The 24,448-nt window shown below is 36.7% G+C and carries 16 protein-coding genes; 9 read left to right on the forward strand and 7 right to left on the reverse strand.

Annotated elements, in window-relative coordinates:
- Positions 1-186 precede the first annotated feature (186 nt).
- The 4 genes from CGC52_RS05160 to CGC52_RS05175 form a co-directional block, all read right to left on the reverse strand.
- Positions 187-2,571: an outer membrane beta-barrel family protein gene (locus CGC52_RS05160; protein ID WP_198540576.1), complete on the reverse strand. Its 2,385-nt coding sequence runs from the start codon at positions 2,569-2,571 to the stop codon at positions 187-189.
- Positions 2,572-2,815: 244 nt separating this feature from the next.
- Complete coding sequence (gene glgP / locus CGC52_RS05165) at positions 2,816-7,066, reverse strand: alpha-glucan family phosphorylase (protein ID WP_095893632.1); 4,251 nt, start codon at positions 7,064-7,066, stop codon at positions 2,816-2,818.
- A 302-nt stretch (positions 7,067-7,368) separates the two neighbouring features.
- Complete coding sequence (recJ, locus tag CGC52_RS05170) at positions 7,369-9,063, reverse strand: single-stranded-DNA-specific exonuclease RecJ (protein ID WP_095893633.1); 1,695 nt, start codon at positions 9,061-9,063, stop codon at positions 7,369-7,371.
- A 340-nt stretch (positions 9,064-9,403) separates the two neighbouring features.
- A complete protein-coding gene (locus CGC52_RS05175) occupies positions 9,404-9,760 on the reverse strand; it encodes a helix-turn-helix domain-containing protein (RefSeq protein ID WP_042347632.1) in 357 nt (118 codons plus the stop codon).
- A 193-nt stretch (positions 9,761-9,953) separates the two neighbouring features.
- Here CGC52_RS05175 and CGC52_RS05180 point away from each other — a divergent pair, with 193 nt between their 5' ends.
- The 5 genes from CGC52_RS05180 (at position 9,954) to CGC52_RS05200 (ending at position 17,214) form a co-directional block, all read left to right on the forward strand.
- Positions 9,954-10,349, forward strand: a complete 396-nt coding sequence (locus tag CGC52_RS05180) for a hypothetical protein (RefSeq protein WP_095893634.1) — start codon at positions 9,954-9,956, stop codon at positions 10,347-10,349.
- Between the two features lie 66 nt (positions 10,350-10,415).
- On the forward strand, positions 10,416-11,279 hold the full coding sequence (locus CGC52_RS05185) for a pirin family protein (protein WP_095893635.1): 864 nt from the start codon (positions 10,416-10,418) through the stop codon (positions 11,277-11,279).
- A 165-nt stretch (positions 11,280-11,444) separates the two neighbouring features.
- A complete protein-coding gene (locus tag CGC52_RS05190) occupies positions 11,445-11,816 on the forward strand; it encodes a BlaI/MecI/CopY family transcriptional regulator (RefSeq protein WP_018278204.1) in 372 nt (123 codons plus the stop codon).
- Complete coding sequence (locus tag CGC52_RS05195; protein WP_095893636.1) at positions 11,816-13,102, forward strand: M56 family metallopeptidase; 1,287 nt, start codon at positions 11,816-11,818, stop codon at positions 13,100-13,102. Before CGC52_RS05190 ends, CGC52_RS05195 begins: the two co-directional genes overlap by 1 nt.
- A gap of 101 nt (positions 13,103-13,203) precedes the next feature.
- The gene (locus CGC52_RS05200; protein ID WP_095894463.1) at positions 13,204-17,214 is read left to right on the forward strand and encodes a glycoside hydrolase family 2 TIM barrel-domain containing protein; all 4,011 of its coding nucleotides are present in this window, start codon (positions 13,204-13,206) and stop codon (positions 17,212-17,214) included.
- Between the two features lie 213 nt (positions 17,215-17,427).
- Here the strand turns inward: CGC52_RS05200 and CGC52_RS05205 are convergent, their stop codons facing one another.
- Positions 17,428-18,162 carry a TlpA disulfide reductase family protein gene (locus CGC52_RS05205; protein WP_095893637.1) on the reverse strand — a complete coding sequence of 245 codons (735 nt, stop codon included), beginning with the start codon at positions 18,160-18,162 and terminating at the stop codon, positions 17,428-17,430.
- A gap of 670 nt (positions 18,163-18,832) precedes the next feature.
- Here CGC52_RS05205 and CGC52_RS05210 point away from each other — a divergent pair.
- From CGC52_RS05210 to CGC52_RS05225, 4 genes are all read left to right on the forward strand, one after another.
- Positions 18,833-20,083 (forward strand): hemolysin family protein, encoded by a 1,251-nt coding sequence (locus CGC52_RS05210; protein ID WP_095893638.1) that lies wholly within the window; start codon positions 18,833-18,835, stop codon positions 20,081-20,083.
- Positions 20,084-20,143: 60 nt separating this feature from the next.
- The gene (locus tag CGC52_RS05215) at positions 20,144-20,497 is read left to right on the forward strand and encodes a phage holin family protein (protein WP_095893639.1); all 354 of its coding nucleotides are present in this window, start codon (positions 20,144-20,146) and stop codon (positions 20,495-20,497) included.
- A gap of 76 nt (positions 20,498-20,573) precedes the next feature.
- Positions 20,574-21,173, forward strand: coding sequence for a PASTA domain-containing protein (locus tag CGC52_RS05220; RefSeq protein WP_095893640.1), 600 nt, complete (start codon positions 20,574-20,576; stop codon positions 21,171-21,173).
- Positions 21,173-22,204: an RluA family pseudouridine synthase gene (locus tag CGC52_RS05225; RefSeq protein ID WP_095893641.1), complete on the forward strand. Its 1,032-nt coding sequence runs from the start codon at positions 21,173-21,175 to the stop codon at positions 22,202-22,204. Before CGC52_RS05220 ends, CGC52_RS05225 begins: the two co-directional genes overlap by 1 nt.
- Positions 22,205-22,214: 10 nt before the next feature.
- On the opposite strand, the gene CGC52_RS05230 is transcribed toward CGC52_RS05225, so the two are convergent.
- Together CGC52_RS05230 and CGC52_RS05235 are read right to left on the reverse strand one after the other, a co-directional pair.
- Positions 22,215-22,739 (reverse strand): hydrolase, encoded by a 525-nt coding sequence (locus CGC52_RS05230; RefSeq protein ID WP_095893642.1) that lies wholly within the window; start codon positions 22,737-22,739, stop codon positions 22,215-22,217.
- The gene (locus CGC52_RS05235; protein ID WP_042005404.1) at positions 22,732-24,123 is read right to left on the reverse strand and encodes an exonuclease domain-containing protein; all 1,392 of its coding nucleotides are present in this window, start codon (positions 24,121-24,123) and stop codon (positions 22,732-22,734) included. The genes CGC52_RS05230 and CGC52_RS05235 overlap by 8 nt, the downstream gene beginning before the upstream one ends.
- Positions 24,124-24,448 lie beyond the last annotated feature (325 nt).

The following is a 24,448-nucleotide window of genomic DNA, read 5'->3' on the forward strand; positions in this document are numbered from 1 at the left end:
CCGCTCGTTTTCTACTTTCGCCTAATTAGTTGAAGCGTTAATTGTTTGTTTTCAGTCTTCGCCTAAATACTCGAATTAATAAAACAAAAAAGGAGTGTTTTATAAACACTCCCAAAGGGTAAAGATAAAGATATTATAAGGAATTAGAAATCTGTAAGATATGGAAAATTGAGTAAATGAATGGTATTAACTTCTATTACGTTCTTCTGCATTTCCTCCCTCTCTTTTTCGTACCGAAATTTTGCTATTTCCAAACTTATAGGTAAGAGAAAGACGTACGTAACGATTGTCATAATACTGACGATAGCTTTCCTTAATACCTTGTTTTTCAATATTAACGGTATAAGTTGTTATGTTGGTTTTGAAAATATCATTCACATAAAGGGCAAGAGTTAATCTTTTGTCGAAAGCTAAATATTTGATACCTAAATCCAAACTTGAAGCCTCTGAAACTCTTCTCGTGCCACTATCCCACGGAGATTGATAGAAATAAGATACATTTACCTGTAAAGTTTTGTTTTCATTCAGTATAAAAGTATTCTGCAAGTTTTGATAACCTCCTCGGCTTATCATTTTATCGGGGAATAAAGCAACATAAGGTCTTGTATCTTCATAAGTAGCTCCCATATACGCAGAAATTTCCCACCACCAAAACAAACTTTTATTGATATTCATCGAAACACTCCATCGATTAGAGTGGGCAAAATTCTCCCATCGGATTTGAGTTTCTTCCAAATCAGGATTGTGATACGTAATTTGAGTTCGGTTATCTTCTATATTAGAATATGATAACCCGAATGTTAGCCAATGTTTATAGGAATAGTTCAGCGTTGCTCCTAATGAATAGGAAGGTTGCAAGAACGGATTTCCTACCACATATGATTTCGGATTCTGATAGTTTCTCCCCGGATTAAGTGAAAAGAATTGCGGACGAAAAATACGACGATTTACATTTGCCGAAATGTTGTGATTCTCATTAATTTGATATTGAATATATAATGTCGGGAAAAGTTTAAAGAGATTTCGTTTGTGTGTTTCATTATTTACTAAAACGGAAACTCCTTTGGTTTGTGTATTTTCGCCTCGAACGCCGGCTTTTACGCTCCATTTCTTTCCGAAAGATTTTGCCCAATCGGCGTACAAGGCTTGGGTATCTTCTGTATAAAGAAAGTGATCTTTGTGAGCAAGAGTTTCTATTTGATTTTCATCACGAAAATCGGATTCGGCTATATTATCCGTCTGTGTTCGGGCAATTTTCGCTCCGAAAGAAAGATTTCCCCACGAAACAGGTGTTTCCATATCTGCCTTAAAAGAATAATTATCTATCTGTTGCATTGAGAGAGAATTTCCAAATAATTTTGGTTGCGTATTTAGTTGATAATTATAGAAAATAGTGTTTAAATCATCCTTTCTGTCTTTCTTATAATGGAAATAATCGGTATCGATGGTAAGTTTGGCTCCTTTATCTCCGATTTTCTGCAAGAAATTCACATTAACAGACAGATTTTGAGTGTTTTCAGGTTTGTTTTGATGTGTGATGTATTCTTTTATCAGTTTCGGGCTATTGTACAGATACGCACGATTCGCAGTAGAACCATTGATTTCCTTGTTAAAAAAGTTTCCCATAAATTGCACCCCAAGAGTACTTTTATCGGTTAGGTCGTAGTTTAAATTTAAAAGAGGCGACCAAATTTTCACCTTACTCTTAGACTCTAAACGATTCACCCAATATTCTTTCGGATACCAAAAATGAATATCATTTTCGTAGTGCTGTTTGCCGTTCGTATATCCCAAATCAGCCAAAGCGGAAAACTTATTTTTTCGGTAGGAAAAATTCGCACCATTGCGTAAATTCCCTTCAATTCCTTGTTGGTAGGAAGTTCGAAGTGTAGTGCTCCAATGGTCTTCCTTGGCTTTTTTAAGTACGATGTTGATTAGCCCCGCATTGCCTTCGGCGTCGTATTTAGAAGGAGGCGTGGTGATGACTTCAATCTTTTGGATATTGTCGGACGCTATGGATTTCAGGAAGTTGGTAAGTTCTTCCCCTGAAAGTTGCATTATTTTATCATTGACCATCACACGTACGCCATTTTTCCCAACGATGGAAATATCCTCATTATGAACCTGCACTCCTGGTGTGGATTTTAGCACATCGAGGGCATCGCCACCGCTTGCCTGCACGGAGTTTTCCACGTTGAATACAAGTCTGTCCACTTTTTGTTCCACGAGTTTTTTCCTGCCTTCAACGGTTACGGCTTCTATTTCAATGGCTTGATTGATTTGCATAACGCCCAAATCGGTATTTTGGGAAACGGAAATGTTTTTGGAAAGAAATTCGGTGCCGAATTGTTCCAAAATGAGAATGTAATCGCCTTTCGGGATTTTTACAGAAAATTTCCCCAAAGCATCGGTAATTGTTCCATGTACGGGTTTTTCGTCCTTTTTTAAGATAACATTTACAAATTCAGCGGGTTTTTGTTGTTGATTTTTCACGTCTCCTGAAAGAGTGACTTCTTGGGCGGAAAGACTTATTGCCCATAGTAAAAACAAAAAAGAAAATATGGTTTTCATGGCAACTCTGTTTTTGATTTCCATCTTAAAGATGCATAAAAACAGAAAAAGTTACAAAAAAGATACTCTTTTCCTTGAAAAGAGTATCTTTTTCGATTAATCGTTACGATGATTGCCCAATGAATTTAATACATTATAAAAAAACTTTGCCAAAGTTTAAACTCTGACAAAGTTTTGAATGAGAAAACTATTAGGTGTTGAACTTATTATGGTAAAATTCCAAATACTTATCAGTACCTACCTATTAGAACCACTTCACTAATGCAAAATCTTGGCGGTGTGGTAACAAATCATTTTTCGGGAACACTCGAAGTCCAAGTTGTAATGAACCTGGATACTCGGTAACCACCTCTAAGGTATAAAGAGCTTTACTACCTTCTTGTGAAGCTGGTGTAAATTCTTTTTTGTCCATTACTTTTGTTTTTCCTTCCTTGTCCTCACGCGCGATGACCAATTCCAAACCAATGTCATTCATGTTCAGCCCTCCAATGTCCAAAGTTATTTTTGCTTGGTAGTTATTTCCTATGGAAATCAATTGTTTGTTCTTGTTCGGAATTTCAGTACTTACTATTTTGACATTGTCCCACTCTTGATTTACCTTGCGTTTCCAATCCGAAATTTGAATTGCTGTGGCAAAATTATCCTGTTTCAAACTCGCTGCACGTTCGCTCATAGGGAAGTAATATTGATTTTCGTAATCCGTAAGCATACGCGTTGTGGTAAAGTTTACCGCCACTTTAGCAATCGTATTTTTGATTAACGCACACCAAGATTGTGAAATGCCGTCTTTATCTTTTTCGTAGAATGTAGGAGCAATTTCATCCTCAATGATGTTGTAAATCATCTCGGCATCCATTTCATTTTGATACTCTTGATTTTCGTAAGCTCGTTCCATTGGTAAAGCCCAACCAGCATCTTCGCGATAGCCCTCTACCCACCAACCATCGAGTACGCTAAAGTGCATCACTCCGTTCATTGCAGCCTTTTCTCCACTGGTTCCAGAAGCCTCTTGCGGACGCGTTGGAGTGTTCATCCAAACATCCACTCCTTGTACCATATGACGAGCTAACTCCATGTCGTAGTTAGGAATGAAAAGAATTTTACCTAAAAACTGTGGCATTTTCGAGATTTCAACGATGTGTTTAATCAAATCCTGACCTGCTTTATCGGCAGGGTGTGCTTTTCCTGCAAAAATGAACTGTACTGGTCGCTCTGGATTGTTTACTATTTTATCCAAACGCTCAATATTAGTGAATAATAAGTGGGCTCGTTTGTAAGTCGCAAAACGACGTGCAAAACCAATAGTAAGAATATCTTTTCTTAAATTCTCTTTGATTTCAATTAACTGTTTAGGTGAGAAATACGGTGTATTTTTTTCCAAACGTAACTTTTGCTCCACACGACGTAATAATTTTGCTCGTAATTCTGTTTTGACTTCCCAAATACGTTTGTCGGACACTTTATAAATCCCTTCAAAACCTTTAGGGTCAAATTGATTCTTTTTGAAATCTTCACCAAACACCTCATCTTCAATTTCTTTCCATAAGGTAGCTGTCCATGTTGGTTTATGTACCCCATTGGTAACGTAGCTGATGTGTGACTCTTCTGGCATATAACCTGGCCATAGATTTTTGAAGATATCCTTACTAACTTCTCCATGTAGCCAACTCACTCCATTTACTTCCTGTGATAGATTAGCCGCCAAATTACTCATTGAGAATTTCTCTCTTGGATTGTTCAAGTTAATTTTTCCTAAGGATAGAATTTGTTCCCAACTTACGTGTAGTTTATCGGTATAATTCTCAATATGAGCTCTTAGCATACCTTCTTCAAAGAAATCGTGTCCTGCTGGTACTGGTGTGTGCGTAGTAAACAAAGATGAAGCTCGTACTACCTCCATAGCCTCGGAGAAAGACAAATTGTCATTTTGGATGTATTCACTAAGTCGTTCCAGTCCAATAAATGCCGCGTGTCCTTCATTGCAGTGATATACCTCAGCATCAATTCCTAACTTACGCAACATTTTGATGCCTCCTAATCCTAAAAGCATTTCTTGTTTCAGACGGTTTTCCCAATCTCCCCCATAAAGATGGTGGGTTACAAAGCGGTCATCCTCTCTATTATCTTCAAAATCAGTATCTAATAGATATAACTCAATGCGTCCTACATCCACTCGCCAAACACGCGCGTACAATGTTCTTCCAGGTAAATCCACTGCCACGACCATCCATTTTCCATTGGTGTCAATCACTGGGGTGACTGGAATTTTTGAGAAATCTTGAGCTTCATAATCAGCCTCTTGATTTCCTGCGGAAGATAATTTTTGAGTAAAATATCCATAACGATAAAGTAGTCCTACACCAGTAATTTTTGTAGCCTTATCACTAGCTTCTTTCAAGTAGTCTCCTGCCAAAATTCCCAATCCTCCCGAATATATTTTTAGAGAAGAATGTAACCCATATTCCATGCTAAAATAAGCAACCGATGGGCTTACCATGTCTACTTTTTTAGCCATGTAATTTTGGAATTTGTTATATACGTTTGACAGTTGTTTCATAAAAGCACTATCTTTCTCAAGCTCTTTATACCTTGAAAGCGAAATCATATCCAACAATTCTATTGGATTTTTGCGAGAATCAAGCCATTTTTGAGGGTCAATGCTGTGAAATAAATCCGAAGCATCGTCATTCCAACACCACCAAAGGTTTTTTGCCAATTCTTCCAAAGGTTGTAGTGCTTCTGGTATCGCTCTGTGAATGATAATATTACGCCAAATAGGAGTATTCACTATTTTACTTTTTTCTAATACAGAAGCTGCGTCTGTGTCAATGTTAGGCAGACTAATTATTCGTTCTTCAATATTTTCTAAAGTCAGTTCGTAGGCTTTAAAGTAATTTTTACTTAAGTTCTTCCATAGGGCAATTTCGGCCACTTTACCTGCTTCTTCTCTAATTAATTCAAAGTCAGAATCTTTCATCAGAAGTAGTGATGATATGTTTTTAGTGATTTCACTAACTACATCACCATAATTGCTGTCAGTACGCTTGATAACCTCAATAGATTTCTGTTTTTCAGGATAATAATTTTCTACCCATTTTCCAAATCCAGCCAAAGAAGTCGTGATTGTCGGCACATTGAAAGCTAAACTTTCCAATGGCGTATACCCCCAAGGCTCATAATATGAAGGGAATACAGTGCCGTCAATTCCAATAAGTATATCGTAGTACGACAAATTGAATATACCGTCATTGCCGTTCAGATAGCTAGGGCAAAACACTACTTTCACTTTATCTTCCTTGCGGTTGAAAAGTTGTTGTTCATAGATTCTGCGTAGAATTTGGTCATTATTAGGGTCTGATAAATAGTGCGTTAAATGTTTTTGGTCATTATTTCCCGCTTGTTGCGGATAGTCCAAATTATGTTGTAACCCATGGTTTACGCCCTCATGAGCCGTAGGAACTAGCAAGAAAGCAATTACCTCTTTTTTATTTTTCGGATTGCGGTTCAACGTGCCTAAAGCATCAATGAAAGCGTCAATACCCTTATTTCTGAATTCATATCTTCCGCTGATAGCCAACATCTTAGTATCCTCACTAAGCGTATGCCCAACTAGAGCTTGAGCTACTTTATGGAGTTGTTTTTTAGCTTCCTTACGTTTTTTATCAAAGGTTTTGGATGGAGGAACAATGCTGTCTTCAAATCCGTTTGGAGTAATCATATCAGTTTTACGACCTAAGAAATGAAGCGATTCCTGTGCTGTTAGCTCACTCACAGTAGTAAAACAATCTGTCACTTTCGCTGCGGTTTTTTCCAAGAAATGCTTGTGTTGCACTCCAAATCGATATGCCATTTCCTCAGGATTGTAACCTTTCATATTGTCATAGAGCGGATAACCATTTCCTGCAATTGAACGACCTACAACGGTGGCGTGTGTAGTGAAAACAGAACCTACTTTTGGCATTTTGTCTTCGATGTAGAGCAAACCACTACCTGTCATCCATTCGTGGAAATGACACAGTACATTTTCGCGTGAAGCAGTGTTGAATTTCACAAAGCTCTCAATAACCTTGGCTGCAGCGTATCCAAAAAGTACTGATTCGATGTAATCCCATGAGCTGTTTAATGAGTCAAGTTTGTATGTATCCCAATAGTAGCGTAGAATCTCATTTTTGTTGCTGATGTAGCTCGAAAAATCAACTAAAATCACAATCGGATTTCCTGCCACATTCCAATTTCCTACACGCACTCGAAGCCCTTCGCTTCCTGCTTTGGTTTTCCACGATTTGAAAAGTTCTTTATTTTCAATAAATTCCTTGTTTTCAGCGTGTTGCCAGATGTCTGGCCCAATGAGGATGTATTTATTTTTGAATTTTTTAGTAATGCTCAACCCTTTGGTTGAGATAACGGTGTGAATACCACCTACCTTGTTGCACACTTCCCAACTTGTCTCGAAGATGTAGTCAGGATTTAATGTCATTTTCTTTGTTGGCATAATGATGTAATCTAAATATTTATCGTATGTTGTTATTTTTAAGTTAAATTTTCAAGAGGTAAAGGTACAAATAAATATTATTTTTTGCAAGAGAGAAAGATGTTTTGTTTTGAGCCACACTCAACTCGTGCTAACTGCTTTTTTTTATTTTGGAACAATAGTTTTCATTATCCATAGTTTTTTTCGTTCGGTAAGTTATTAATTCTGCTATACAATTGATTGATTTTCAATATTTTATTAGATGATAAATTTAATTAAGAAAAAAGTAGATACTAATTCAAAAAAAGATGCTAATTTAATAAAAATCAAAACTTTATATCTCTAATCATCAATTGTAGGTATCTTTTCCCGTTCCAAAAATTTTCCTCAAGTGAATAGGCAATTTTGAAAACATTACCTTGTTTGATAGTTGGTAACATATGAGCCATATTGAAAGCTGTGGCGGTAAAAAATCGATTTCCTCCGCATTCCTTCAAAGTTAATCGTAAATGCTCTCCATTCTTGCCGATAGCTTTTGCTACGCCTGTATCTATCACATTTTCAGCGTAAAAAATAGGTGTCATATTGTGTGGCCCAAAGGGTTCAAACTGACTTATAATGCGAAACATATTATCCGTAATCTGTTCCAATGGAAGCATGGTGTCTATCGTTATTTTGGGCTGTAACAATTCCTTTGTGATGGTTTTAGAAACAATTTCTTCAAATTTTTCTTTGAAAAGGCTGTATTTCTCAGGCAAAAGAGTGAGTCCTGCAGCATATTTATGTCCTCCGAATTGCTCAATATACTCGGAACATTGTTCCAAGGCTTCGTATACATCAAAACCAGAAACGGAACGTGCGGAAGCTGCATACTTTTCTCCACTTTTAGTAAATACAAGCGTAGGACGGTGGTACGTCTCAATAAGACGAGAAGCTACAATCCCTATCACGCCTTTGTGCCATGATGGTGCGTAAACCACAGTCGAAAAACGATGTTGTTCCTTATTCTCTTGAATTTGTGCTAAGGCTTCATTGGCAATATTTTGGTCTAAATCTCTGCGTTCCGTATTGAATTCTTCAATGATTTTAGCCTTTTCAATGGCTCTATTTTCATCGTTTTCCGTAAGCAATTTTACTGCAAATTTGCCGTGTTCAATACGCCCCGCGGCATTGATACGGGGCGCTAATCGGAACACTACATTGGAAGTCTTCACAGGTTTGTCCACTTCCAACAAAGCCTTCAGTCCTACTCTCGGATTTTGGTTCAACACTTGCAGACCAAAATACATTAACACCCGATTTTCGTCCGTAATAGGAACAATGTCAGCAGCAATGGCAGTAGCTACTAAATCCAAAAATGGTAGGATTTCCTCAAAAGGATATCCCCAATGTTTGTTGAGTGCTTGAATGAGTTTAAACCCTACCCCACAGCCACATAACTCTTTGTAAGGATACAAACAATCGACTTGTTTGGGGTTCAGAATGGCCAATGCATCGGGTACAATATCAGACGGACGGTGGTGATCGCAAATAATGAAGTCAATTCCTTTTTCATTGGCATATGCTACTTTATCAACTGCCTTAATACCACAATCCAAAGCAATAATTAACGAAAAGTCATTATCGGAAGCGTAGTCAATTCCTTGAAAAGAAATGCCGTAGCCTTCGCTATATCGGTCGGGGATATAAAAATCAATATTATGGGTGAATTGTTGTAGAAATAAATACATTAGTGCCACGGCAGTAGTTCCATCTACGTCGTAATCACCATATATGAGTATATTTTCTTGATTTTCAATAGCTTTATGAATGCGCGATACTGCCTTTTCCATATCTTTCATCAGATAAGGAGAATGTAAATCATCCAATGACGGACGGAAAAAGCGTTTTGATTTATCAAAATCAGTGATTCCTCGCTGAGCCAATAACGTAGCTATTGTTTCACTGACATTGAGTTCTTTTTGGAGTGAAGCTACTATTTCTTTTTGAGGTGATTGTTTGAAAACCCAATTGTAATTCATGTTTAAGTTCTTGCTAATGGATTATTGCTTTCCTTTTTTAGTTTTTGATATTTTCCTAAAACAATTATTTGTAGGAGCTACTCTTTAAATAATGTCCTGTTCAAATTATTTCAAAATAATGTTTTGCGTGAAAAACAGTACTTTACACAAATATAAAGCATTATATTTCAGTAACTTTAGGCAAATATAAAAAAACAGATTTTAAAACACTTCTATCTGTGACCCTATTTTGATCGATTTGTTACAGATATAATCGCTCTCATTTCGGGGAACATTTACCTGATAGATAGTTTTTTGCTAACATTCCGTCAATGAGTGATTTAGAAATACAAAATAATTCTTACTCCTCCTTCTTACAAGATTCCACGATTTTCTCGCGGTGCTTTTTACCCCATTCTTGCAGGGCAGAAAGTACAGGTTTGAGGTCTTTGCCGTAGGGCGTAAGGCTGTATTCTACCGTAACGGGAACGGTGGGAAACACTTCGCGATGTATTAGTCCATTCATTTCCAAATCTTTCAAAGCGTTGGAAAGGGCTTTGGGTGAAATACCTTTTAGTTCGTTTTCCAATTCTTTAAACCGCTTGGTATGGTCGCAGAGGCTGTAAATAATAGGAAATTTCCACTTTCCGCCAATGACTTCAATCGCATCTAAAACCGATTGTATTTCCGTGTATTTATTTTCGTTGTTTTCTTTCATCAAAAGTTTTTTAGATTGCAAAAATAGACAATATTGGCAAATAGAAAAACATTGAATATCTACATTTTTCAAAATAAACATCTAAAAATCAATTACTATATAAAAGTATATTAGCTTGATAATGTTCTATTACTGAAAAATGTATTGCATATAGTCGTATCTTTGTATCAGAAAAATAAAAGGAGATTAAACAATGAAAAAAAATGTTGTTTTAATAGTTTCCAAAGAGGAAATTTTTATCAGAAAATTGGCAAAAGTATATACTTCAGTTGTGTTTGAATTTGCGGATAATGCCGAACAAGGCATTGAAAAATTCAATCTCTTTGCTGTGGGAGCAATATTGGCAGATGCAACCATTGAAGAACAGGAAATCCTCAAAATAAAGAAAATTGCAGGAATTTTAGATTCGGAGATTATATTTGAAAAAGCAGATTTCAAAAATATGGCAGATTTGGAAAAAGTAGTCGTCAATCTTCGTAATGAATTATTTAGAAGAAGAATGTCGAATTATACTTTTGAAGATAATCCCAATTTGAATAATCCTTTTCTGAACTTGGATAAAACCAATATTTTTAAGAAAAACGATTAGTTAGAATAATTTTTCTTGCAGTTAATATGCAGTAAACCAATAAATAACAAATTTAAAAAAGAGACTATGAACACCAAACATATAGAAAAAATCGTTCGTCCTGGCACACCGCATTTTGTGGGAGACGGATTTCGCGTACATAATTTCATTCCTGGAACTTCTTCTATGGAACGTATGGACCCCTTTATAATGATGGATTACAATGCCCCGTATGTTTTCCCACCGAGTGAAATTCCGAAAGGTGTAGATGTGCATCCGCACAAAGGTTTTGAAACCGTAACCATCGCTTACAAAGGCAAGGTAGAACACGCAGATAGTGCAGGTGGAGGCGGAGTAATCGGAGAGGGCGATGTACAATGGATGACCGCTGGAAATGGTATTTTACACAAAGAATTTCACGAAACCGAGTGGAGTAAATCAGGCGGACTTTTTCATATGATGCAGCTGTGGGTGAATCTTCCGGCAAAGTACAAAACCACTCGGCCTAAGTATCAGGCAATAAAAAATGTGGATATCCCTAAAGTTCCGATAGCCGATGGCGAAGTGGCAGTTATTGCAGGGGAATACACCGGCGTGAAAGGTGCGGCTTCTACTTTTAGCCCTATCCATATGTATAATGTACGTTTGCAAAAAGGAGCAAAAACTACGCTTTCTTTCCCAAAACATTACACCACGACTTTGGTAACGGTGGAGGGAAGTATCCGCGTAAACGAACAGGAGGAAGTTGCTGCTGACCACTTTGTTTTGTTCAAAAACGATGGTGAAAATTTCACTGTGGAAGCCACTTCTGATGCCTTGATATTGGTGCTTAGTGGAGAACCTATTGCCGAACCCATTGCCGCTTATGGTCCGTTTGTGATGAATACCCGCCAAGAACTCATACAAGCCTTCCAAGATTTTGAACAAGGCAAGTTTGGAGAGTTGAAGTAACGAAAATGTGAAACCTAACAAAATAATAAACACTTAATAAATTGATTTTCTTTTTATTATGTGTTTTTTTTGTGCTTAATTCAAGTTTTTTATAAAATAAAACTAAAAAAATAGTTGTAACTAAAAAAATAGTTTGTATATTTGCCGTATAAAAATAATAAGTTAATGTCTCAATCTATAAAAACGCTTACTAAAGCCGAAGAAGAAATTATGCAAGTATTGTGGCAATTGGGTAAAGGCACAGTCAATGATATCATTGCACAACTGAATGACCCCAAACCTGCGTATAACACGGTATCAACAGTGGTTCGGATATTGGAAAATAAAGGATTTGTCAGTCACGAGCCACAAGGTAGAGGATTTATCTATTTTCCAATAGTATCGAAGGAAATTTACAGTCACAAATCACTCAAAGACTTGGCTGAAAATTATTTTAAAGGTTCTTTTAAATCGATGCTTTCCTTCTTTGTTGAAAAAAAAGACATCGACTTAAAAGATGTAGAAGACCTATTGCAAAAACTTAAAAAGGAAAAGTGATGGAAAACTTTTTAATATATTCAGTTAAAACGATGTTCGTACAGCTTTTGTTTTTATTGCTTTACGAAGCGTTTTTCAAAAACGAGCCTTATTTTAGGATAAATCGCTTTTTCCTGCTATCGGGAATTGCACTTTCATTAACATTGCCTTTTTTCCCGATTTCTTTGGCAAACGATAATATTACAGCGGCTATCCGTTTGGAAGAATTTGTCGCCTATGCCAATACAACTTCAGAAAATATGGTTATAGCCTCCAACACGAATGCTATCAATTGGTATGAAATGATTTATGGTATCGGGGCAGTATGCTTCGGATTGCTTTTCATCATAAAAATAATACGGTTGAACCGCCTATTGAACCGTTCACAACGGGTGGTTCTGAACGGAACTCGTATTTTCCTATTAGAGGATTTGACCCAAGCCTTTACATTTATGAATAACATTTATGTAGGCAAAGAACAAGCGGAAGAAACCTGTGTTATTGAACACGAAAAAGTACATCAAAACCAGTGGCACTCGCTTGATTTGTTGTTTTTGGAACTGATGAAGATTGTTTTTTGGTTTAATCCGTTGTTGTATTTCTATCAGAAACGATTGGTAGAAGCACACGAATTTGAAGCCGATAGGCAAACCTACCCTAAGTTTCAAAACTATTATTATCAAACACTTATTAACCAAGCTTTGGGAACGAAGATTGATTTACTTACCAGTTATTGGTCTGCTCCCAAACTTATCAAACGAAGACTAAGTATGTTACAACAAAAACAAAAATCGACAAAAGGGATGTCAAAATACTTATTGGCAATCCCCGCATTGGCAGTTTCAGTGCTGATGCTTTCGGCAGGTAATGCTCCGCAAAACAATCTATCGGAAAACCTTCCAAAAAATTCAGTAGCTGAAGCTCAACTTACAAACAATCAAGTTGTGAATGACACACTTCCCTTTACGAAAGTAGATAAAACACCTCGCTTTAAGGAGTGTGAGAATGTTTCTGAAAGTGAAAATTTAGATTGCTTCAGAAAAAAAATGGATGCACACATAGCACGTAATTTCAAATATCCAGAGGCTGCTTTAAAAAATAATCTACAAGGTAAGGTAACCGTGGTTTTTGTCATAGGCGCTGAAGGAAAGGTTGTTGTAAAATCGTTAAAAGGAGGCGATAAGCTACTTCAAGAAGAAGCAAAACGTCTCATAGAAATGCTACCTGAATTTATTCCAGCAAAACACAAAGGTAAAAATATTGCAGTAAATTTCGTTTATCCAATAAGTTTTAAATTAGGTAAATAGGATTTTGACAAAGCCCATTTTTTTTGGGCTTTGTCTTTTTTTCATTGGAAACCGTCAATTTTTTCATTACCTTTGTGCAAATTGTTTTTTCAACTAAAATTATGATACAACACATTAACAAAGTAAGTTTGATTGTAGGATTGGTATTTTCCAATTTTATTTTCGCTCAACAGCAGCCTCTCCTTGGCTATGCTTATGGCGACCAACAAGCTCCCACAGGCAAGGAATGGGAATCGGTGGAGGAACTCGCCCTGAACAAAGAGCAGCCCAAAGCCTATTTTTTCTCGTTTGCCGATAAGCAGTCGGCACGCAAGGTGTTGCCCGAAAATTCCAAATATAGGCAATCGCTTGACGGAAATTGGAAATTCCATTGGGTAAAAACCCCTGAGGAGCGTCCGAAAGAGTTTTACAAACCAAGCTACGACGTGGCTTCGTGGGAGGAAATTCCCGTACCATCGAATTGGAACATTTACGGCGTACAGAAAGACGGAACGCTCAAATACGGTGTGCCGATTTACGTCAATCAGCCTGTGATTTTTTACCACGAACGCAAGGTGGACGATTGGCGAAAAGGTGTAATGCGTACGCCACCAACTACTTGGACAACTTATGTTTACAGAAACGAAGTCGGGTCGTACCGCAGAGATTTCACCATTCCGCAGGATTGGAAAAATCGTGAAGTGTTTATCAATTTCGATGGTGTGGATTCCTTTTTCTATCTGTGGATAAACGGAAAATATGTCGGTTTTTCAAAAAATTCCCGCAATTTGGCGGCGTTCAACATCACCAAATATCTGCAAAAAGGAAAAAATACGGTGGCGGTGGAAGTGTACCGAAACTCGGACGGCTCGTTTTTGGAAGCTCAGGATATGTTTCGCTTGGCGGGAATTTTCCGTTCGGTGGCATTAACTGCTACACCGAAAGTGCAAATACGTGATTTGCAGGTAATTCCTGATTTGGACAAAAATTACCAAAACGGAGAACTCACTATTTCGGCAGAAATCCGAAATCTGGATAAAAAACAAGTCAAAGGCTACAAAATAGAATATTCACTTTACGAAACGAAACTCTATTCCGATGAAAATAAAGAAGTTGGAAAGCCTATTTTTTCGACTTCCTTTGATGTTTCTTCACAAAAATCATCAATCATTAAAACCCAATTTCCGTTGGAAAATCCTAAAAAATGGTCGAGCGAATTTCCGCACCGTTATGTATTGGTGGCTCAGCTTAAAGACAAGAAAAACAACGTGATAGAAACTGTTTCCACCTACACGGGCTTCCGTAAAGTGGAAATTAAAGACACCAAAGCCGAAGACGACGAATTTGGCAAAGCGGGACGATATTTTTACGTAAACGGCAAAACCGTCAAATTCAAAGGAGTAAATCGGCACGAAACCAATCCCGAACGCGGACACGCCATCACTCGCCAACAGATGGAAGACGAAATAAAATTGATGCAACGAGCCAACATCAACCACGTGCGAAATTCACATTACCCTGACGACCCGTATTGGTACTATTTGTGCGATAAATACGGTATTTATTTGGAAGATGAAGCCAACATCGAATCGCATCAGTATTACTACGGAAAAGAATCGCTTTCGCACCCCAAAGAATGGGAAAAAGCCCACGTGGCACGGGTAATGGAAATGGCTCACGCTACGGTAAATAGCCCTTCGATTGTGATTTGGTCGCTCGGAAATGAGGCAGGACCGGGCGAAAACTTCGTAACGGCTTACAACGCTCTTAAAAAGTTCGACCCATCGCGCCCTGTTCAGTATGAGCGAAATAACGACATTGTGGATATGGGTTCAAACCAATATCCGTCCATCGCTTGGATGAAAGGGGCTGCGGCAGGAACGCACAATATCAAATATCCGTTCCACATTTCGGAATATGCTCATTCTATGGGAAATGCGGTGGGGAATTTGATAGATTATTGGGAAGCCATCGAGTCGAGCAACTTTATTTGTGGAGGTGCGATTTGGGATTGGATTGACCAAGCGATGTACAATTACACCAAAGAAGGTAAACGCTACTTTGCTTACGGAGGTGATTTTGGCGACTTTCCTAATGACGGTCAGTTTGTTATGAACGGGATTATCTTTGCCGATATGACCCCCAAACCGCAATATTACGAGGTGAAAAAAGTGTATCAGTACGTTGGAATGAAAAACTTAGGCAATGAGATTGAAATCTTTAACAAGAACTATTTCAAGGACTTATCGGATTATGATGTAGAATGGTTCTTATTTGAAGACGGAAAATCAATTGAAAAAGGAAATTTAACTATTGGCAACATTCCGGCACGAAGCAAAAAAACGGTGAAAGTGCCTTATAATCAATCGCTTTTAAAACCTACTTCGGAATATTTTTTGAAAATTCAGTTCAAACTGAAAGAAGATAAACCTTGGGCTTCAAGAGGTTATGTTCAGGCAGAAGAACAATTTTTGTTGAAATCGCCTTCGCAAAAACCTTCCGTTTTGGAAATAGCCAAAGGCGGGAAAATTCAACTTTCTGAGGAAGGAAACCTAAAAGTATTGAAAAACAACGATTTTACGGCAAAATTTGACACAAAAACAGGAACTATTTTCAGTCTGCAATATGGGAACGAAGTAATTATCGAAAACGGGAACGGACCTAAAATCAATGCGTTACGGGCTTTCGTAAATAACGATAATTGGTTTTACCAAAAATGGTTTGAGAAAGGACTTCATAACTTAAAGGACGAGGTTATTTCTTACCAGATGATACATAACAAAAATGGTTCGGTTTCAGTGTATTTCACGGTCGTCTCACAAGCTCCGAATGCGGCTAAAATTCACGGAGGCACCAGTTCGGGCAAAAACAAAATCGAAGAGCTTACCGACCAAAAATTTGGTAAAAACGATTTTAAATTCATTACTAATCAGATATATACCGTTTATCCAGACGGAAGCGTAGAACTACAAGCCGCCATCACTTCCAACGATTTGTGGCTGACACTTCCGCGATTGGGATACGTGATGACCATTCCGCAGCAATATGAAAACCTGACCTATTACGGACGCGGAAAACACGACAATTACAACGACCGCAAAACGGGGGCTTTTATTGAAAAATTTTCGGGTAAGGTAAAAGATGAATTTGTACACTTCCCCAAACCGCAGGATATGGGCAATCACGAAGAAGTCAGGTGGATTTCACTTACTGATAATCAGGGGAATGGAGCGATTTTCATTCCGAATGAGCCAATGTCGGCTTCTGCATTGCAATACACAGCAAAAGATATGATTTTAGCAGGACATCCACACGAATTGCCTAAGGCTAAGGACACATATCTTAATTTAGATATTGCTGTAACAGGCTTAGGCGGAAACAGTTGCGGACAAGGAGCACCTCTTTCAAAAGATCGTGTTTTATCCGGAGGTTCGCATATTACAAGTTTTATGATTCGTCCTGTTCTTAGTGGAAATATCGAAGCAATGGTAGGCGTAAAGGCGTCAGGGGAAATTCCTATTTCTATTTCACGTGATTATTTTGGAAATGTGAGTATTAATTCAGCAGACAGTTTTGCTAAAATAGTTTATACCATTGACGGAAAAGGAAAACCTTCAAAATATAATCTACCCATTCCACTACGAAAAGGAGGAAAAGTAACCGCTTGGTTTGAAGGAAAACCAGACTCAAAAGTAGAAATGAATTTCAATCGTATAGAAAATATTCCTATCCGAGTAATTTCTGCAAGTAGTGAGGAATCGGGCGAAGGTGATGCTCAGAACTTAGTTGATGGTAATCCCAATACAATATGGCACACGATGTACTCAGTTACAGTAGCAAAATATCCGCATTGGGTGGACTTTGATATGAGCGAAATACGTACCATTAAAGGATTTACGTATTTGCCTTACGATAGTTGGAGCAGCAAAGTGAAAGAATACAGCTTTTCGGTAAGCACAGATGGCAAAAATTGGACTGAAATTCAGAAGGGAACATTTGATTCCAGTGCGGAACTCAAACGAGTACTTTTGGAAAAACCTGTTAAAGCTCGTTATATCCGATTTACGGCACTAACACAGCTTTACAATCAAGATTTTGCTTCAGGAGCAGAATTTTCAGTCTTAGAAGAGTAAAAATTTTTCAAAAATACTAAATAAAAAACCTCAGAAAATTTCTGAGGTTTTTGGCTTTTTTATATCAATTTTTCAGTTTGAAGAGGAATAAAAACAACTATAAGCAAAGGGATAGAGGTGTTTTCATATTTTACTTACTAAAAAGTTGTCGGGAGTATTAAAATTACCCTAACATATTAATATAAATTAACTTGTTAAGTAAAGCTTTGTTAATCAAAGTGATTTTAGTTTTTCGATAATTTTTATAAATTCATCTCCTTCTCCAATTTTCTTTTCTTTTTCGTCAATAAAATTATATGGAATTCCTCCTTCTACATATTGTAAAACACCATTTTTGTCCAAAAATAAATTTAGAGGAAACGACTTTATTCCTAATTGGTTTATTAAATCTTTAGCATCAATTAAATGTTCAAAATCAAAAGAGTGTGATTTTAGGAAATTTTCGACGGTTTCTTTCTTCTCATAGGTAACTGCTATAAAGTTAAAATCATTTTTGTATTTCTCCTTGATTTTATTTAAAACAGGCATTTCGTCGATACAAGGAGCACATTTGGTAAACCAAAAATTTATCATTGTAGGCTTTCCTTTTAGTTGCTCCGAATTGAATTTTACGCCATTCAAGGTGTTCAAACTGAATTTAGGAAGTTCTTTATTTTTATGTTCGGAAAGAGGTCCTGATTTAAAAAGTTCGTTCTGTTCTTTACCACACATATCAAATGAGACCATGACGATGGTTGAATCTTCTTTTATCAGTGTTTCCTTTACTACTAAGCTAGCGTTCATTTTTCTGCTAAATGCTTTTGTCATCTTATCTTCCAAAATGGAAATAACTTCTTTTAATTCGGTTTCGGTCAGCCTATTTTTTCCGTCCGTACTATAGTATTTAGTTTGAGAATAGGAAACTACTGAAACAAAAAGAAGAATTAATAGCAATGTTAATTTTTTCATGGTTTTTTGTGATAATTTTATTAGTGTTTATAAATATGTGAAATATGCGTATTTTCAGCATTAGCAGTCAAATATAGGTAATTCAGGAATTGGTAAGTGTACATAGCACTGGTTTATCATGTTTCTTTAGGTAACATTTACAAATTCATCGAGTTTTCGTTACTGATTTTTTACTTCTCCTGAAAGAAGGGGCATCTTGAGAGTAAAGAGTCGTATCAAAAATTAGGTATAAAAACGGTAATATGGTTTTCATATAATATTGATTTCTACTCTTGAGACGAATGAAAGAAGAAAAAGTTACAAAAAATGTACACTTTCTTAATAACAAATTATCAAAGTGCCTGAAAGAGTTGATTTTACATATCAAAAAAATTAAACTCGTCTGTTGAGTAGTGTTTATTTTCTTTTCGCTTACCCCTTGTGCTACGAAAGATACTTTTTTTTGATAGTGCTAAAAGTTCATTTTTTAAGTCACCTCACAATGATTTTTTTAAATGCTTCATTTGAGAGTTTATTTTAATAACTAAAAAGCTGATTATGCAACCCTTATACAGCTTACAGAAATAAAAATATTATGCGTTTTGCCTAAAAACTTTACTAAAAACTAAGATTTTAGCAAAGTTTTTTTTAGTTTTGCAACTAATTTGGGTAACACTATCATTTTGAAACAATGGAACCAGTTTCTATCATCATAATAATCATATGCTTAATCTTATCTGCCTTTTTTTCAGGTTTCGAGATTGCATACGTATCTTCCAATAAAGTGCATATCGAAATCCAAAAGAAGCAAGGAGGATTACTGGCCGATGTGTTGACCAAAATAACGCGTAAACCTTCGAAGTTGATTACAACTATGTTGGTGGGCAATAACATTACATTGGTACTATACGGATTTGAGATGGGGCGGGTGATGACAGCTACGTTACCTCCTTTTTTTCAAAATGTGTTGTGGCATACCGTAATCTCGACCTTGATTATTCTTATCACGGCAGAGTTCATGCCGAAAGTTTTTTTTCAAATTTACGCTAATCAATTATTAAAAATATTGGCTATTCCCGCATATTTTTTCTATTGGTTGTTTTCTCCAATATCGAATTTTGTCATTTGGATTTCAGATTTTATACTGAAAACATTCTTTAAAACTAAGGGCGATTATGTGCCGTTATCGTTCACAAAATTAGAACTTGTGGACTATATTTCCGAACAGATGGAAAACGTTCCAGAGAAACAAGAAGTTGATGCTGAGGTACAGATTTTTCAAAATGCATTGGAGTTTTCGGGGGTAAAAGCACGTGAAATTATGGTTCCTCGTACTGAGATTGTGGCAGTCGAAATCAATGAAAAACCAGAGGTTCTCATTGATACATTCGTGTCTTCAGGATTTTCTAAGATATTGGTTTACAACGAAAATATTGATGATATTGTGGGATATGTACATACGTTTGATATGTTCAAAAAACCTAAAGATATTAAAAGTATTTTGATTCCAATTCCGTACATTCCTGAAACTATGCTCATTAACGAAATCCTCAATATGCTCACACGAAAACGGAAAAGTATGGTCGTGGTTTTAGATGAATATGGGGGTACTTCAGGGATGCTCACTCTGGAGGATATAGTCGAGGAACTTTTTGGGGAGATTGAAGATGAACACGATAAAGATGACTTTGTGGAGGAAAGAATATCCGACAATGAATTTGTGTTCTCTGCACGTCTGGAGGTGGAGTATATCAACGAAACTTATAAACTTAATCTGCCTGAAAGTGAGGAATATGAAACTCTTGGCGGGTTGATAGTTTCCTCTAACGAAGGCATTCCCTCACAAGGCGAAATTGTGGAACTTGCTCCATTTGATTTTGTTATTGAAGAATGCTCAGCAAACAAAATTGAGCGTGTGCGTGTTTTAATTCAAGAGCGATAGGAAATAAAAATCTCGAGAAAGGGCTTTTCTATTATCTGTAATTGTAAATTCATAGCTAAAATGAAATATATCGTAAGTTTATTAATCACATCAGTTATCATATTTCTTTTGGGAAATGTATTGCCAGGAGCGCATATAACTGATTATTTTTCAGCTATTTTAGTAGCTTTTGTCTTGTCAATTCTGAATGTTTTAGTAAAACCAGTGTTGGCAATTATTTCCATTCCTATAACCATTCTTACTTTAGGTCTATTTATGTTCGTAATTAATGCGGTCATTATCCTATTAGCAGCTCAATTGGTTGAAGGATTCAAAGTAAACGGATTTTTAGGAGCTTTGTTATTCAGTTTATGTCTTTCATTAGTGCAATCCGTAGCTCAAAATTTGTTAGACAAGCAAGAGCAAAGGAGATAAGCCAAATGTAGAACTTAGGAGAGTGTAACAACAAATTCCGAATCCTTAAAAATTTAAGAATAAAAAAAATAATCAAATGAACAAGCACGTCAAAAAATTAGCCATACACGTTGTTTTAGCCTGTATTTTGTTAATCCTTTTAGGATTTATATCCCTATCAATACTGAAAGTATGGACAAACCATGGTGAGTATGTAGTTGTACCTGACCTATCTAAGAAAACACTGACCGAAGTTGATTTTATGCTTAAAGAAATTGATCTACGTTACGAGGTACTTGACTCGGCTACATATGATCCTAAATTTCCAAAATATTCGGTAATCAGCCAAAATCCTGAAGCTACGGAGCATGTGAAAGAGGGGCGTAAAATCTACCTGACGATTAATCCATCTGGCTACCGTAAAGTAACCATACCAAAAGTAATTCAAATTACGAGACGAAGTGCTGAAGCCATACTAAAATCGGTTGGGTTAGAAATTGGAAAAGTCACCTATGTCGATGACATCGGTAAGGACATGGTGTTAGAACTTTCGCATAACGGACAAAAAGTAGAGCCTGGGGAACAACTCATTAAAACTTCAAAGATAGATTTGACATGTGGCAATGGATTTACAGGACAACCTATTGACTCTACAGCGGTTGAAGAGATTGTTATACCTTTGGAAGAATTGGAATAATGGTTACATTTGAGGAAGAAGATATTGAAAAAGGCGATGAGCTTTACGAACATTACAGTTTCAAGGCTGGTAAAGGGCAGGAACCTTTACGAGTGGATAAGTTCTTGATGAATTTTGTAGAAAATGCTACCCGAAACAAGGTACAACAGGCTGCAAAACAAGGAAATATATTCGTTAATGGAATCGCTGTCAAATCGAATTATCGGGTTAAAGCTAACGACGAGGTTAAAGTCATGTTTGCACACCCTCCACATGAGGAGCTACTTACCCCAGAAAATATCCCAATCGACATTCTGTTTGAAGACGATCAGCTATTAGTCGTTAACAAACCCGCGGGAATGGTCGTGCATCCAGGGCATGGAAATTATAGTGGAACACTCATCAATGCTCTCGTATATCATTTTGATAATCTGCCAAATAACAGCAGCAATAGACCAGGGCTGGTGCATCGTATTGACAAAGACACCAGCGGACTTTTAGTCATCGCTAAAACAGAAACAGCGATGGTACATCTGGCTCAACAATTTTTCCACAAAACAACTGAACGTGAGTATGTTGCTTTGGTATGGGGTGACGTTAAAGACGATGAAGGAACGATAGAAGGACACATCGGACGACACCTAAAAGACCGATTGCAAATGGCTGTTTTCCCAGATGGAAGCCACGGTAAAGAGGCTATCACACATTACAAAGTTTTGGAACGCTTTGGATATGTAACCCTGATTTCTTGCAGGTTAGAAACTGGACGTACACACCAAATTCGCGTACACCTCAAGCATTTAGGTCACACTCTTTTCAATGACGAACGCTATGGAGGTGATAAAATTTTGAAAGGTACTACTTTTGCTAAATACAAACAATTTGTTGAGAATTGCTTCCAAGTGTTGCCCCGTCAGGCATTACACGCAAAGACCTTAGGCTTTGAGCATCCCGTGACAGGCGATATTTTACGTTTTGATTCGGAACTGCCTCAGGATATGGTTGATTGTATCGAAAAGTGGAGAACATATCGTCAGTTTGTGGGAGAATGATTATCAGACGCTAATCTCTGCCTTCTTCGGGATAAAGCAAATCATCCATCACAGTCAATTCTACTGTTTTGTCTTCGTTGATGTAATATTTTATAAGCAATTCCCCCCAAAGTCTGCCATCAGAAAAATCACAAATTGCCCATTTGTGGTTTAAGATTTTGATTTTATTAGTTTGGAAACTCTCATTTTTAGGTGCAAAACGAATCAAAGGGTGTTTTCCTTTCACAGTATTGGTTTTCAAAATTTGATTCATCACTAACTCCTCAGGATTATCAATTCTTTGTTCAATAAAATAATCCTTTGCAGTGTTATTGTATTGTAAATCAAAATATTGCAAATCACTATTTTTAATAACTAATGAACGGATTGAGTCCAACAATGATTGTCGGTCACCATCGGCTGTAGCAACCTGTTCAGAGTCCACTTTGGGAACCTCAGCAAATTCGATTTCGTTTCTTTCCGCACGGAATAGAAAGAAAACATTTATCCCCAATGAGATAAGTAGTAAAATTACAAGTAAGGTTTGCTTATTCATAAGATATTGAATTTTGTGTGTTTATTGGTATTATTTTTACTTTATGATTTCGAACGTACGATTGTATGATATGTCTGTTTTTTAATGAATTAGGCAAAGGCGTGATCAAATTCTCCAAGATTTCTACCTGTGATAGTTGATAATTCAAATTAAAAAATCCGTAACCTTTGACGATTCCGTTCACGACCAAAATCACACTCTTCTCATCAAATGTACGTCCTTTGTCAATGATAGCAATGGTTTGATTTACAAAGCCATACTTTTTTATTACCTGCTCGGCACGTTGGTTGTAAATTTCCACAGCTTCTTCATCAATACACGCTCCATTACATTTTTTGATAGTGTAGTTATGACAATTTTTTTTAGCCTCCGACAGCCGCTGCAGTTTGGGGCATAATCCAAATTCTTCTGTAATCTGATACAGAAAATTTTGAGCCTGGTGAATTGTTTCAAAAGTAGTTATGAACGATGTTTTTTGTGTTTGAAACATCTCGGTTGAAAAACAAAGATATCCACTGCGATTAAAGTGCGAAGTCAAAACATAGTTGATTTTTGTTGTATTTGACTTATTATTTTTGTTGTATTTGGGGTTGTTATGCTCCAACTCGTGTAGCTCCTTCAATCGTGTAATGAGTTCATTTCCTGTTTCTTCGTATGTAATTTTATATGTTTGTTTTTGCAATAAAACATCTCGCTTCAAGGGTGAGGAAAAATGTTGCGTCACTCGTTTTTTGATATTCTTATTCTTTCCGATGTAGATGATTTCTCCCGCTTCATTGTACATATAGTACACTCCCAAACGTTCGGGTAACTCATCCAGCATACGAATATGGCGGACATTTATTGTAGGAGCATTGCTTTTCAAATACGTAGTGATAATCTCTTTTTTACTGTCTTTTTCTAAGAGATATTTAAAGAGTTTGACTGTGGCAAGTGCATCACCACAAGCTCTATGTCGCTCACTAACTGGAATTCCCAAAGAACGTGCTAACTTACCTAAACTATAAGATTCTTTACCCGGAATTAATCGTTGTGCTAATTCAACTGTACAGAGTGTGGTACGAGAAAAATCGTACCCCAAGCGTCGGTATTCCGTCTGCAAAATGCGATAATCAAAACTTGCATTATGGGCAACAATCACACAATCCTGCGTGATTTCGATAATTCGTTTAGCCACTTCATAAAATTTTGGCGCATTTCGCAACATTTTGTTGTTAATACCTGTGAGCTTCACTACAAAATCTTGTATTTCGCGTTCAGGATTAATAAGGGTTATGAATTGATCAACAACTTCGTGTCCATCAAAACGATAGATGGCAATTTCAGTGATGCCTTCTTCATTAAATTTCCCGCCCGTGGTCTCAATGTCAAGAATTGCGTACAAGAGAATGTTTTATTTATGTTAGAATAGATAAATTAAGTTTATATCTGAGTGCAAATATATGAATTTTTCCAAAAAATATGGCATACAACTAATCTTAACCGATTTCAGATGAGTAAAAAGAATGCCTGAAAATAACATTAATTTTATCTACATTTGTTCTAAATAAAAATAATTTGTTATATTTGCCTCCTATTTATGAATTTCATTTGTTTAAAATCAGTTCATTGAGAAGATACACATAGAAAAAACATCTATCTTAGGTATTATTTTCTCAGTTTAACTCGAGAGGATTGGCTGGCTACATGTTATCTAAATCTTTATATCT

Source organism: Capnocytophaga sp. H2931 (genome assembly GCF_002302535.1).
GTDB lineage: Bacteria > Bacteroidota > Bacteroidia > Flavobacteriales > Flavobacteriaceae > Capnocytophaga > Capnocytophaga canis.